This window comes from Pseudoalteromonas sp. MMG007, from assembly GCF_018100985.1.
GTDB lineage: Bacteria > Pseudomonadota > Gammaproteobacteria > Enterobacterales > Alteromonadaceae > Pseudoalteromonas.
The window spans coordinates 128,254-141,987 of record NZ_JAGJEI010000001.1; the positions used below are offsets into that span (position 1 = coordinate 128,254).

Below are 13,734 nucleotides of genomic sequence, written 5' to 3' on the forward strand. Positions count from 1 at the left end.
AAGAGAGTAAATGGAATGACATTAGCCGCCAACCCTGTAGAGATAAGGCTCTCTTTAATTCTTATAAATTTTTATTAATTAAATTACAGAGCCTAACTGGAAAATCGGCAAGTACATAGCCACAATTAAGCCACCAACGAGTACGCCTAGTACAGCCATAATTAGCGGCTCTAATAAACTTGAAAGGCCATCCACTGCATCATCTACTTCTTGTTCATATATCGTTGCTACTTTGGCAAGCATGCCATCTAGTGAACCTGATTCCTCACCAATAGCCACCATTTGAATAACCATATCAGGAAATATTTTAGAGCTACGCATTGCCCAGTTCATTTGATTACCAGAGCTTACTTCTGCTTTAATATCTAAAATAGCATAGCGGTAAACAGCATTACCTGAGGCGCCTGCAGCAGAGTTTAGTGCATCAACAAGTGGTACACCAGCAGCAAAAGTAGTCGACAGTGTGCGGGCATAACGCGCAACAGCGGCTTTGTTTAAAATCATACCAATTACTGGCAGTTTTAATATGATTCGGTCGGTCGCATCTCTAAGTTTTAAACTTCTAAGCTTGGCTTCTTTAAATGCATAACCAAATGCAACAATAGCGATTAGTATCATCCACCAATACGCTTGCATAAAGTTAGATATACCAATTACAAATAAGGTAAATGCGGGAAGCTCTGCGCCAAAGCCCGCAAATATATCTTGAAACTGTGGCACTACAAAGATTAAAAGTATTGAGGTAACTATAAGCGCTACAACTAAAACTGCGATAGGGTAAAACATGGCTTTTTTGATTTTAGATTTAAGCGCTTCAGATTTTTCTTTATATAGGGCAACACGGTCAAATATTTTATCAAGTGCCCCTGATTGTTCACCTGACTCGACTAAATCACAATATAAATCATCAAAGTATCGAGGGTATTTTCTTAGTGCTGAGGAAAGAGTCTGCCCTGCTTTTACATCACCACCAATTGCATTCATTAACTTACTGACACTTTTGTTATTTGAGCCACTAGCAATCATTTCAATTGATTGTATTAATGGAACACCTGCTGTGAGCATGGTTGCAATTTGACGAGTGACTAGTGCTATATCTTTAGGGGTTATTTTTTTTGTGTGTACACCAAATAAAGGTTTGGCTTTGCGCTTTACTTTTGAAGGTGTGATACCTTGTTTGCGTAATTGGGCTTTTATTAAAGCAATGCTTTGTCCTGTCAGTTCGCCTTCTAATTTTTTACCTCTAGCACTTACTCCAATCCACTGAAAAGTAACCAAATTTTTATTTTCTTGTTTTTTAGCCATTACCTTATTACCACCTAAAAATTAAAAAGGTAGCATATAGCTACCTTATAATCGTTCAATCTTTAATGGTCTTATTACTCAGATTTTGCAACAGTTGTACAAGTTGCAGGTGCTAATTTAGCTTCTACAGTTGTTGTGCACGCCCAAGTACCAGTTGCAGTTCTACCTAAGGTAATTGTTCCACCCTCGACGTCCCCCGAACCAGTCATAGTACATGCTACAGAGCCTACCCCAGCTGCAGGTTCTGTTACGGTAAATGCACTGCAGCGACTAGTGCTAGCAGCCAGTCCTAAGTTAGTAGCAGTATAAAAAGTACCCGGGCGACCTTCAGCTACGGCAACATCATATGCACTTCGAGCCCCAGATATTTCAGCTAGAGAAGAGGCAACCTGAGCTTTCTGTGTATAATCTTGGTAAGCAGGTAATGCTACCGCAGCTAAAATACCGATGATTGCTACAACAATCATTAATTCAATTAGGGTGAAACCCTGTTGTTTTTGAGTCATTGTTTTCATGTTTCCTCTCCTAAAGGATAGATTTTATAAGTTAAATCACGTAAGCGGTCATAACAACCAAACTTAATTTATCGGATTTACTTTACAGTTTTACTTAAAATAAATTTTTATTGCACTTTAGCTTATGAAACACAAAAGCTAGGTCCGAATTCACTCTGTTTAGCACTAATAATTTAAACATTACATAAGAGGTGCTAAATGCTGCAACAACAAACAGTATAGACATAAAATAAGCAGGTTAGCTGCTTAATAAGTTTTAATTCTTTTTAAAAGCTTAGGTTAGCTTATACAACTAGTTATTTATGGTTGTTTTTTAAAATAAAATACTACAACAAAATTAGTGTATCATTTTATTTTGGTAATTAGCACGTTACTTTTTATCAAAAGCTATTTTATTTAACAAAGTGTTACATATTAAGCCTTTTGGATTGCTTAATGTTTTTTTACTTATCTTGTCAATAGATTAGAGCTCTTAATTTTTTACATATTCTCGAAATTACTCAAAACGCATTGATAAATCGATTGATTGTAAGTTTTTTGTTAATGCGCCGCTTGATATAAAATCAACTCCCGCTTGCGAGTAAGTTTTGAGTGTTTCTAGGGTCATATTGCCTGAAACTTCTAATTTAGCGCGCTTATTGGTTAAAACAACAGCTTGTTTAATTTGTTCTACGCTAAAGTTGTCGAGCATAATTATATTGGCGCCAGCTTCAATCGCTTGTTTAAGCTCTGGAAGTGTTTCAACCTCAACCTCAACAGGTTTTGTTGGGTGGTTTTGTTTAGCTTGAGCTACTGCTTTATTAATTCCGCCGCATGCTGCTATATGGTTTTCTTTAATTAAAAACGCATCAAATAGGCCTATACGGTGGTTTGCACCGCCGCCGCATTTAACTGCGTATTTTTGAAGTGCTCTTAGGCCGGGTATTGTTTTACGGGTATCGAGTAATTGTGTAGTTGTACCGCTTAGCTCTTTTACATAATGCGCGGTAGTTGTGGCTGTGCCTGATAAGGTTTGCACAAAGTTAAGCGCGGTACGTTCGGCTGTTAATATTGCACGAGCCGACCCCTTGGCAGTAAATAAAGTACTATTTGCCGATACAAAGTCGCCATCATTTATAAGTACGTTTATCTCAACGCTTGGGTCTACTTGCTTAAAAACTTCAAGGATGATGTCTTTACCACAAAAAACGCAATCTTCACGAGTAATTACTTTGGCATTGGCTTGTTCGTTTTGCGGGATAAGTTGCGCGGTTATATCGCCATCTTGCGCAGTTTGATAATTTAGATCTTCATCTAAAGCGAGAGTGACAAGTTGGGTAATAAGCGTGTGCGAAATAGACATATGAAGGCTCATAAGTGTTAATTAATTAAGCAAATTTTACTATGTTTGTATACCTATGAGAAGTGCTTTAGGGTTTAGACTCTTAAAAGGTGACTCTATTAAGAAGGGCGCTAAGCTTTAACTCAGCATAAACACCGGCAAAGAGTTAAAAACAGTTTTGCATCAGGCTAATGGCTATCATTCTTTTTATAAATCCTTTAGCATCAATAATATGTACATCTTGGTATTTATGTTATGCAAATAGATTTAAATGGGATGATTGAAAATGTGCTACAGCGCCCTTGTTCGCATTTTGATGAACGCCCCGATGAGGCTGACATATCGTTATTAGTGATTCATAATATTTCATTGCCAGCAGGTCAGTTTGGAACGCCTTACGTTGATGCGTTATTTATGGGGGCAGTTGACTGTAAAGCGCACCCAAGTTTTTGTGATTTAGAGGGGCTGCGTGTATCGGCTCACTGCTTTATTAAGCGCACAGGAGAGGTTATTCAATATGTGCCTTTTAATAAGCGGGCTTGGCATGCTGGGCAATCTGAATTTGCTGGGCAAGTTGCATGTAATAATTTTAGTATAGGTATTGAGCTTGAGGGCACCGACACCACACCTTATACTCAAGCTCAATATGCTAGTTTACATAATGTCACCAATGCTATTTTAAAGCGTTACCCTTTAATTAATACGCAGCGTATTGTTGGGCATTGCGATATAGCACCAGGTCGAAAAACAGACCCTGGTGATAGTTTTAATTGGCCTGCTTATATTAGTAGGTTAGAACAAGTTATTTAAGTGAGTCGCTATCATGATTTTGGTTTCTATAATAATTGCACTAATTCTTGAGCGTTTAGGGGCTCGCTCACATTATTGGCAAATAAGCTATTACGCTAATGGTTATTTAAATCGCTCTACTAAATTACTGGCGAATAAAGGCTTATTTAGCAGCGCTATAGGTTTTTTAATCTGGCTTTTTTTACCTGTTATAGCCATTGCAGTCGTTTATACGTTCTCTGATTTTGTACTTTGGCAGCTAGTAGTAAACATTGTTGTGCTTTTAGTTTGTTTTGGGTGTGCTAAGCAGCGGGCTTTATATAAATCGTATTTAAATGCGTTAACGCGTGATGATCAAACTGCGGCCTCTTTATATGCATTACAAATGGGTCAAAAGCATCTAAAGGGTGAAGAAGGCGGCGAAACCTTTGGGCAAACCTTGGCGTGGGTAAACTTTAGATTTTACTGTGCTGTTATTTTTTGGTTTGTTGTGCTTGGCGCACCTGGGGCCGTACTTTATGCAACAGTGCGTACCTTTGCTGACTTAGTAGCAGAAAACCATAAAGTAGCGTTTGCTAAGCGCTTTAAGCTTATTCATCAACTCCTATTTTGGCTAGATTGGTTACCTGCGCGCGTTGCAAGTTTTGGTTATTTAGTAATAGGCAACTTTAATAAGGGAACAAGTTGTTGGATGCATTACGCGCTTGATTTTAAATCACCAAATCGCAAAGTTGTCACATGTACTGCACTTGCCGCCGAGCAAGTGGAAAAACGTTATTATGGCTGCACTTATGAGGCAACCTGTATGATTAAGTTAGTCAAACGCAATGTTTTATTTTATTTAGTATTAATTGCGCTGCTTACTTTATTTGGCGGGCTTTCTTAAACTTTCACTTATTTCTATTTACTCATTAACGCTCTATATATTGTAGGGCGTTTTTGTGCGTGCAAACTCTTTGGCTATTAATTTTTTCAATTAATTCAACTAGAGCTATTATTCTAAATTATTCTGGTCAGACCATTTGTTTTCATCTTGTTAACGTTTAGGCCAATTTACCTAACTAGCGTATTATTTGAACTTCGTTCAAAATGCGTTACGCTACGCTGATTGCTCAAATAACCAGTAAATTGACAGCTATTTACCTTTTTGATACCGTATTGAAAATTTTTGGTATGACCAATTTACCTTTTGGGCAAGTGGTCAAGCTCTAGGCCTTAAAAATCAGGCTTTTTAGTATTTATACAACGTGGACGTTGATTAATGTCTTTAAAGATTAAAGCAGCAAAATTATCTGATGTTATTTTACAGCAACTCGAGAACATGATTCTTGAAGGCTCTTTAGCGCCAGGTGAAAAACTGCCGCCAGAGCGTGAATTAGCCAAACAGTTTGAGGTTTCTCGTCCTTCATTGCGTGAAGCAATCCAAAAGTTAGAAGCTAAAGGGTTGGTAACACGTAGGCAAGGCGGGGGCACATTTGTAAAAAATCAGCTTGAAGAAGGCCTTACCGATCCGCTGTTTGATTTGATCAGTAAGCATCCTGAATCACAATTTGATTTACTTGAATTTCGTCATGCGCTTGAAGGGATCGCGGCTTATTACGCAGCGCTTCGTGGTACTAGTACTGATTTTACCAAAGTTAAACAAAGCTTTGATAAAATTGCTCAAGTGAATAACGATTTACAGCTAAAAGCCAAAGCAATTAATGCATTTCACTTTAGTGTTGCCGAAGCCTCACATAACGTGGTTTTACTTCACTTAGTGCGAGGCATGCAAGCGCTTCTTGAGCAAAATGTATTGCAAAATTTAACGGTTTTATTAAAAAAACCAGATATAAGCAATCAGTTAGCACAGCACAGGCGTTTATTAATGGATGCCGTAATTGATGGCAACCCAGAACAAGCCCGTTTAGCAAGTAATGCCCATTTAGCATTTATTGAAGAAGCATTACTTGAAGCGGGTAAAGAACATTCGCGAATTGAACGTAGTTTAAGACGCACAAAACAAAATTAAGCTAATACGCTGTACTTAGAACACACAAAATTAAGTATACGTGGTATTAAATTAACAACATTCGTATTTTAAACATAAGGAAACCTCCATATGTCTGAAGTCAATAAAATTGACGTAGACGCGCTAGAAACACAAGAGTGGTTACAAGCTCTTGAATCAGTTGTGCGCGAAGAAGGTGTTGAACGAGCTCAGTTTTTACTTGAGCAAGTGTTAGAGCAAGCCCGTTTAGACGGCGTTGATATGCCAACTGGCACAACAACTAACTACGTTAATACTATTCCAGTAGATCAAGAACCGGCTTACCCAGGGGATGTAAACCTTGAGCGTCGAATTCGTTCGATTATTCGTTGGAATGCAATCATGATTGTATTGCGTGCATCGAAAAAAGATCTCGACTTAGGCGGCCATATGGCGTCTTACCAATCATCTGCTGCTTTTTACGAAGTGTGTTTTAACCACTTTTTTAAAGCGCCAAATGATGTAGACGGCGGTGACTTAGTTTACTACCAAGGTCATATTTCTCCGGGTATTTATGCGCGTGCATTTGTTGAAGGGCGCTTAAGTGCAGACCAACTTGATAACTTCCGTCAAGAAGTAGATGGCAAAGGTTTACCATCATACCCTCATCCTAAATTAATGCCTGAATTTTGGCAGTTCCCAACGGTATCTATGGGCTTAGGTCCAATTGCATCTATTTACCAAGCGCGTTTCTTAAAATACTTAGATGGCCGTGGCTTAAAAGACACTAAAAACCAACGTGTATATGCGTTTTTAGGTGATGGTGAAATGGATGAGCCAGAATCACGCGGCGCAATCTCATTTGCTGCACGTGAAAAACTAGACAACCTTTGTTACCTAATTAACTGTAACTTACAGCGTTTAGATGGCCCAGTTATGGGTAACGGTAAAATTATTCAAGAACTAGAAGGCTTATTTAAAGGCGCTGGTTGGAACGTCATTAAAGTTGTATGGGGCAGTGGTTGGGATATCCTGCTTGCTAAAGATACAACAGGTAAATTACTACAATTGATGAACGAAACAATTGATGGTGATTACCAAACATATAAAGCAAAAGATGGCGCGTACGTACGTGAGCACTTCTTTGGTCGTTACCCAGAAACAGCTGCACTTGTTGCAGATATGACGGATGACGAAATTTTTGCGCTTAAGCGTGGTGGTCATGAGCCATCTAAACTTTATGCTGCATTTAAAAAGGCAGAGCAAACAAACGACCGCCCTACTGTAATTCTTGCTAAAACTGTAAAAGGTTACGGCATGGGTGAAGCAGCTGAAGGTAAAAACATTGCGCACCAAGTGAAGAAAATGGACATGAGCCATGTTGAACACTTACGTGATCGTTTAGGCCTACAAGATTTAGTATCTGAAGAGCAAATTAAAGATCTTCCATACTTAACACTTGAAGAAGGCTCAGAAGAATACAAGTACTTACACGCACGCCGTGATGCACTTAAAGGTTACACACCGACACGTATTCCTAAGTTTACTGAAGAGCTAAAACTGCCAGAAGTAGACGCATTTAAGCCGCTACTTGAAGAGCAAAAACGTGATATTTCTACCACAATGGGCTTTGTACGTGCACTTAATGTGTTACTAAAAGACAAAGGTATTGGTAAAAACATCGTGCCAATTATTGCCGATGAAGCACGTACATTTGGTATGGAAGGTTTATTCCGTCAAATCGGTATTTACAATCCACATGGCCAAAACTACACCCCTCAAGACCGTGATATTGTTTCTTACTACAAAGAAGCAACATCAGGCCAAGTACTTCAAGAAGGTATTAACGAGCTAGGTGCAATGTCGTCATGGGTAGCTGCTGCAACATCTTACAGCACGAACGATTTACCTATGATCCCATTCTATATTTACTACTCTATGTTTGGTTTCCAACGTGTTGGCGACATGGCATGGATGGCAGGGGATCAACAAGCACGTGGTTTCTTATTAGGTGCAACGGCAGGTCGTACTACGCTAAATGGTGAAGGTCTACAGCACGAAGATGGTCACAGCCACATTCTTGCAAATACGGTTCCTAACTGTATTTCTTACGACCCAACGTACGCATTTGAAGTAGCGGTAATTATTCAAGATGGTATTCGTCGTATGTACGGTGAAAACCAAGAAAATATTTACTACTACCTAACGCTTATGAACGAAAACTACCATCAGCCAGCTATGCCAGAAGGCGCTGAAGAAGGTATTCGTAAAGGTATTTACAAGCTTGAAAGTTACGAAGGTAAAAAAGCCAACGTACAGCTATTAAGCTCAGGTACTATCATGACTGAAGTACGTAAAGCGGCAGCCATTTTAAGCGAAGATTACGGCATTGCCTCAGATGTTTACTCAGTAACCTCATTCAATGAGCTTACACGTGATGGCCAAGACGTTGAGCGTTTCAACATGCTTAACCCTGAAAGCGAGCAAAAAACACCGTACATTACGAGCGTATTAAACGATTCAGTAACTGTTGCTGCTACCGATTACATGAAAAACTACGCAGAGCAAGCGCGTTCATTTATTCCAAGCAGCAACTATAAAGTGCTTGGTACAGATGGTTACGGACGTTCTGATAGCCGTGAAAACTTACGTCGTCACTTTGAAGTTAATGCAAGCTACGTGGTTGTTGCTACGTTATCTGAACTTGCTAAACGCGGTGATGTTGAAAAGTCAGTGGTTGTTGAAGCAATTAAAAAGTTCGACATTGACACAAACAAACTAAATCCACTGTACGCATAAGAGGTTTGCAATGAGTATTGAAATTAAAGTACCAGATATCGGTGGCGATGACGTAGAAGTAACCGAAATCCTAGTAAGCGTTGGCGACAAAGTAGATGTTGACCAATCGCTACTAACCGTTGAAGGCGACAAAGCATCAATGGAAGTACCTGCTGCGCAAGCAGGTACAGTAAAAGAAATTAAAGTAAGTGAAGGCGACACGGTTACTACCGGTTCGTTAATCATGATTTTTGAAGGCGAAGAGTCAGGTTCACAAAGTGAGCCAGAAGCGCCAGCTAAAACTGAAGCATCTGCACCAGCAGAAGCTTCAGGTTCTTCAACTAAAGAAGTAACCGTACCAGATATTGGTGACGACGAAGTTGAAGTAACAGAAATCATGGTTGCCGTTGGTGACAGCGTAGATGAAGAGCAGTCAATTTTAAGTGTTGAAGGCGATAAAGCATCTATGGAAGTACCAGCACCTTTTGCCGGTACTGTAAAAGAAATTAAAGTAACCGAAGGCGACAAAGTAAAAACAGGCTCTTTAGTGTTTGTTTTTGAAGTTGCCGGTTCAAGTGCTCCTGCATCAGATGCACCTAAGCAAGAATCTGCACCAGCAGAAGCTGCTCAAAGCACACAGCCAAGCACAAAAGAAGTAAACGTGCCTGATATTGGCGATGATGAAGTTGAAGTAACTGAAATTATGGTTGCTGTTGGCGATACAGTTGAAGAAGAGCAATCTATCTTAAACGTTGAAGGCGACAAAGCGGCAATGGAAGTACCAGCGCCGTTTGCAGGCACTGTTAAAGAAATTAAAGTAACAGCTGGCGACAAAGTTAAAACTGGCTCCCTTGTGTTTGTATTTGAAGTGGCGGGTAGTGCTCCTGCACAGGCTTCAGCACCTGCTGAGCAAAAGCCAGCTGCCGCACCTGCAAAAGCAGAGTCTGCGCCAGCTCCTAAAGCTGAGAAAGCGAGCAATGAAAGCTTTGAAAATAACAGCGCGTATGCACATGCATCACCTGTTGTTCGCCGTTTAGCGCGTGAGTTTGGTATTAACTTAGCAAACGTTAAAGGCTCAGGCCGTAAAAACCGCGTAGTTAAAGAAGACGTGCAAAACTACGTTAAAAACTTAGTTAAGCAAGTTGAGTCAGGCCAATTACCTGCTGGTAAAGGTAATGCGGGCGGTGGTGAACTTGGTTTAATTCCTTGGCCAAAAGTAGATTTTGCTAAATTTGGCGAAATTGAAGAGAAAAAACTATCACGCATTCAAAAGCTATCAGGTAAAAACTTACACCGTAACTGGGTACAAATCCCACATGTTACACAGTTTGACGAAGCTGATATCACAAGCCTTGAAGTATTCCGTAAAGAGCAGAATGTACTTAGCGAGAAGAAAAAGCTGGGTGTTAAAATCACACCACTTGTGTTTGTGATGAAAGCAGCGGCAAAAGTACTTGCTGAATTCCCAACATTTAACTCGTCACTGTCTGAGGATGGCGAAAGCTTAATTCTTAAGAAATACATTAACATTGGTGTTGCGGTAGATACACCTAATGGCTTAGTTGTTCCTGTATTTAAAGATGTGGACAAAAAAGGCATTATGGAACTATCTCGCGAGCTAATGGATATTTCTAAAAAAGCGCGTGAAGGTAAATTGACGTCGTCTGATATGCAAGGTGGCTGTTTTACTATTTCAAGCTTAGGCGGCATTGGCGGTACGGCATTTACGCCGATTGTTAATGCACCAGAGGTTGCTATTTTAGGTGTATCTAAATCTGAAATGAAACCTAAGTGGAATGGTAAAGACTTTGAACCAAAACTAATGGTTCCGCTGTCTATGTCGTACGATCACCGTGTGATTGACGGTGCCCTAGCAGCACGCTTTACAGCAACGCTTGCTAGCTACATGAGCGATATTCGTCAATTAGTGATGTAATCGCTACAATATGAACAAAATCAAATCCCAGCCAGTTGTTTTTAGCTGGGATTTTTACTATATGCAATGATACAATCTTTGCACTATTTGTGAATTGCTCTGATTTTCTGCCCATGCAGAAACATGGCAGTTAAATTTTAGGGCAGTGTCCCGTTCAAACAATTAAGGTAATAGCATGAGCAACGAATTAAAAACTCAAGTTGTTGTACTAGGCGGTGGTCCTGGTGGTTACTCTGCGGCTTTCCGTGCTGCTGACTTGGGCTTAGAAGTTACATTGGTAGAATCGCGTGAAACATTAGGCGGCGTATGTCTTAATGTTGGTTGTATTCCTTCAAAAGCACTTTTACACGTGGCTAAAGTGATTGATGACGCTGCAGAAATGTCATCTCACGGTGTTACTTTTGGCGCTCCGCAAATTGATTTAGACAAAATTCGCTCTTGGAAAGAGTCGGTTGTTGGCCAGCTTACTGGTGGCTTAGACGGCATGGCTAAGATGCGTAAAGTTAAAGTTGTACCAGGTTACGGTAAGTTTACTGGCAGCAACACTTTAGACGTTGAAGGTGCTGACGGCACAACAACTATTACATTTGATAATGCAATTATTGCTGCGGGTTCTAAACCTGTAAGTTTACCGTTCATCCCAGAAGATGACCGCGTAATTGATTCAACGGGTGCATTAGAACTTAAAGACATTCCAGAGAAGCTACTTGTTTTAGGCGGTGGTATCATCGGTCTAGAAATGGGTACTGTTTACCGCGCATTGGGTTCTGACATTGATGTTGTTGAGTTCGCAGACCAATTAGTACCGGCTGCTGATAAAGATATCATCAAGATTTACCAAAAATACGTAAGCAAGAAATTCAATGTTATGCTTTCAACTAAAGTTGTTGGCGTTGAAGCGAAAGATGATGGCTTATACGTTACTTTTGAAGGCAAAAATGCACCAGCTGAACCAGTACGTTACGACAAAGTACTTGTTGCAGTAGGCCGTACGCCTAACGGTAACTTGCTTGATGCTGACAAAGCAGGTGTTAATGTTGATGAACGTGGCTTTATTAATGTTGATAAGCAACTTAAAACAAACGTAGACCATATTTTTGCGATTGGTGACTTAGTTGGCCAACCTATGCTTGCGCATAAAGCGGTTCATGAAGGTCATGTTGCTGCTGAAGTTATTTCTGGTCAGAAGCATTTCTTCGATCCTAAATGTATTCCTTCAATTGCTTACACTGACCCAGAAATCGCGTGGGTAGGTGTTACTGAGAAAGAAGCAAAAGAGCAAGGCTTAAGTATTGAAACTGCGGTATTCCCGTGGGCAGCATCAGGTCGCGCAATTGCATCTGCTCGTACTGAAGGTTCTACTAAGCTTATCTTTGATAAAGACAGTGGCCGTGTAATCGGTGGTGCTATGGTGGGTATTAACGCAGGCGAAATGCTTGGCGAAATCGGCTTAGCAGTTGAAATGGGCGCAGACGGTGAAGATTTAGCACTTACTATTCATGCTCACCCAACATTGAACGAGTCTATTGGCCTTGCAGCTGAAATTTTTGAAGGTTCGATCACTGATTTACCAAACAAAAAAGCAGTTAAAAAGAAAAAGTAATTTAACTTTTTAATTTAGTTTTATAAAAACCCAGCCTTAGCTGGGTTTTTTATTTTGCGGACGTGGGTTTACACTTTGCAATGCGCTACAATACGCGCCGATCAAATTTAAGGTAATTAATCACTGTGGCCAACTCTTTTAAAAACTCCGTACTGGCATTGCGTGCTCAGCAAATTAGCGAATCACGTCGTGAGTTTAATGCCAGAGGCGGTAAAATGAACCGTTGTGAGCAATGTTTAATAGCCAAGCATTACTGTATTTGTGATGATGCAGAGCAAGCAGAGTGCGGCGCTGCTGTGTGTTTATTGATGTATCATAATGAAAGCTTTAAGCCTTCAAATACTGGGCGTTTAATTGCTGAAATAATACCAGATAACCACGCATTTAGATGGGATAGAACAGATCCCGATCCTGCGCTTTTAGCTTTAATTAATGATCCGCAATATCAACCTATGGTTGTTTTTCCTGCTGAAGATGTTGAGCAGGGCAGAGCGGTTACAGAGGTTAATACTGTGCAAGGCAAAAAGCCGCTATTTATTTTTTTAGATGGTACATGGCGTGAAGCTAAAAAAATGATCCGTAAAAGCCCATATCTAGATAACTTGCCTGTATTGTCTGTTACTGCTGATAAACTATCTGATTATCGCTTACGTGTAGCGCCTCATGCGCATCAACTTGGTACTGCTGAGGTTGGCATTATGGTGCTTGCCCTTGCGGGAGAGACTGAAGCCTCTAACAAATTAGAAAATCACTTTATTAAGTTTCGCGATGCATACTTATTAGGTAAGCGAAATAAAGGTAGGCCAGTAGTATAATACCAATGTGCAATAATACTTAATCATTCTGCAGGGCTAAACGTATCGGCACCTGCGTTAAAAAATTCTCATTTACGACTGCATGGATGCAGAAGGTAAAGCAATGCAGGAGCAATTGCCGAGAACAACTAAATAGCGAATTTTTTGCTTCGCTATCAACACGTTTTTCCAGCCTCAAAATAGCTCACTTAATTAAGCGAATTGGTACAATTACTGAATTTTGGGCAAAGAAAAGCGCGCTCTATCTCTAGGCGCGCTTGCGGAATCTTCTAATTTTCTGCATCCTGCAATTGAACTTAATCAACTCCAATATTCACTAATCCATGTTTATTACTATATTACTTTTTAGTTCTATATAATTTAGGCTATCCGGGCCTATTTCCTTAAAATCCTTAAACATCCTGTATAGTAAAAACTATTACCAGTCCTTATCTGCACATACTTGTGCTTCCATGTGTTAATCAATCCGTTGTGTTACCTAAAAAGGCCTGTCCATTTATTCCTACATCCTGTTAAACAACTTAATCCTCAGTTGCTTCCTTTACGTACCATCCTGATACTATCCTTTGTGCAACAATCCATTGCGATACTCATCCTGAGCCTGTCCTAATTTCCGTGTTGTCCGTATTAACCTAATCATTGGTTGTTCGAGTAAGTAGTCCATTTCCTTTTACTCGATAAGCATCACTGCTTGGTTGATGTA

Annotated in this window: 10 protein-coding genes; 7 read left to right on the forward strand and 3 right to left on the reverse strand. The window is 39.9% G+C overall.

Translation table 11 applies throughout. The features are described 5' to 3' along the window. Positions 1-78: 78 nt before the first annotated feature. The 3 genes from J8L71_RS00600 to nadC form a co-directional block, all read right to left on the reverse strand. Positions 79-1,305, reverse strand: coding sequence for a type II secretion system F family protein (locus tag J8L71_RS00600; RefSeq protein WP_210998807.1), 1,227 nt, complete (start codon positions 1,303-1,305; stop codon positions 79-81). Between the two features lie 74 nt (positions 1,306-1,379). Next, a complete protein-coding gene (locus J8L71_RS18590; RefSeq protein WP_210998808.1) occupies positions 1,380-1,820 on the reverse strand; it encodes a pilin in 441 nt (146 codons plus the stop codon). A 496-nt stretch (positions 1,821-2,316) separates the two neighbouring features. Next, the gene (nadC, locus tag J8L71_RS00610; protein WP_210998809.1) at positions 2,317-3,162 is read right to left on the reverse strand and encodes a carboxylating nicotinate-nucleotide diphosphorylase; all 846 of its coding nucleotides are present in this window, start codon (positions 3,160-3,162) and stop codon (positions 2,317-2,319) included. Between the two features lie 234 nt (positions 3,163-3,396). Here nadC and ampD point away from each other — a divergent pair, with 234 nt between their 5' ends. From ampD to J8L71_RS00645, 7 genes are all read left to right on the forward strand, one after another. Beyond that, entirely contained in the window at positions 3,397-3,951 is a 555-nt protein-coding gene (ampD, locus tag J8L71_RS00615) for a 1,6-anhydro-N-acetylmuramyl-L-alanine amidase AmpD (RefSeq protein ID WP_210998810.1), read from the forward strand. Between the two features lie 13 nt (positions 3,952-3,964). Beyond that, the gene (gene ampE / locus J8L71_RS00620) at positions 3,965-4,816 is read left to right on the forward strand and encodes a beta-lactamase regulator AmpE (protein WP_210998811.1); all 852 of its coding nucleotides are present in this window, start codon (positions 3,965-3,967) and stop codon (positions 4,814-4,816) included. A gap of 375 nt (positions 4,817-5,191) precedes the next feature. After that, the gene (gene pdhR / locus J8L71_RS00625) at positions 5,192-5,941 is read left to right on the forward strand and encodes a pyruvate dehydrogenase complex transcriptional repressor PdhR (RefSeq protein ID WP_089348719.1); all 750 of its coding nucleotides are present in this window, start codon (positions 5,192-5,194) and stop codon (positions 5,939-5,941) included. Between the two features lie 90 nt (positions 5,942-6,031). Continuing rightward, complete coding sequence (aceE, locus tag J8L71_RS00630; RefSeq protein WP_210998812.1) at positions 6,032-8,698, forward strand: pyruvate dehydrogenase (acetyl-transferring), homodimeric type; 2,667 nt, start codon at positions 6,032-6,034, stop codon at positions 8,696-8,698. Between the two features lie 10 nt (positions 8,699-8,708). Further along, a complete protein-coding gene (aceF, locus tag J8L71_RS00635; protein WP_210998813.1) occupies positions 8,709-10,613 on the forward strand; it encodes a pyruvate dehydrogenase complex dihydrolipoyllysine-residue acetyltransferase in 1,905 nt (634 codons plus the stop codon). A gap of 175 nt (positions 10,614-10,788) precedes the next feature. Next, positions 10,789-12,216, forward strand: a complete 1,428-nt coding sequence (gene lpdA, locus J8L71_RS00640) for a dihydrolipoyl dehydrogenase (RefSeq protein ID WP_058549410.1) — start codon at positions 10,789-10,791, stop codon at positions 12,214-12,216. 125 nt (positions 12,217-12,341) lie between these two features. Beyond that, positions 12,342-13,031, forward strand: a complete 690-nt coding sequence (locus J8L71_RS00645) for a tRNA-uridine aminocarboxypropyltransferase (protein ID WP_210998814.1) — start codon at positions 12,342-12,344, stop codon at positions 13,029-13,031. Positions 13,032-13,734: the final 703 nt, after the last annotated feature.

Coding starts and splice junctions, on each gene's coding strand:
- ampD (WP_210998810.1), top strand. CDS start 3,397: ATGCAAATAGATTTAAATGGGATGATTGAAAATGTGCTACAGCGCCCT.
- J8L71_RS00600 (WP_210998807.1), bottom strand. CDS start 1,305: ATGGCTAAAAAACAAGAAAATAAAAATTTGGTTACTTTTCAGTGGATT.
- lpdA (WP_058549410.1), top strand. CDS start 10,789: ATGAGCAACGAATTAAAAACTCAAGTTGTTGTACTAGGCGGTGGTCCT.
- aceF (WP_210998813.1), top strand. CDS start 8,709: ATGAGTATTGAAATTAAAGTACCAGATATCGGTGGCGATGACGTAGAA.
- nadC (WP_210998809.1), bottom strand. CDS start 3,162: ATGTCTATTTCGCACACGCTTATTACCCAACTTGTCACTCTCGCTTTA.
- ampE (WP_210998811.1), top strand. CDS start 3,965: ATGATTTTGGTTTCTATAATAATTGCACTAATTCTTGAGCGTTTAGGG.
- aceE (WP_210998812.1), top strand. CDS start 6,032: ATGTCTGAAGTCAATAAAATTGACGTAGACGCGCTAGAAACACAAGAG.
- J8L71_RS18590 (WP_210998808.1), bottom strand. CDS start 1,820: ATGAAAACAATGACTCAAAAACAACAGGGTTTCACCCTAATTGAATTA.
- pdhR (WP_089348719.1), top strand. CDS start 5,192: ATGTCTTTAAAGATTAAAGCAGCAAAATTATCTGATGTTATTTTACAG.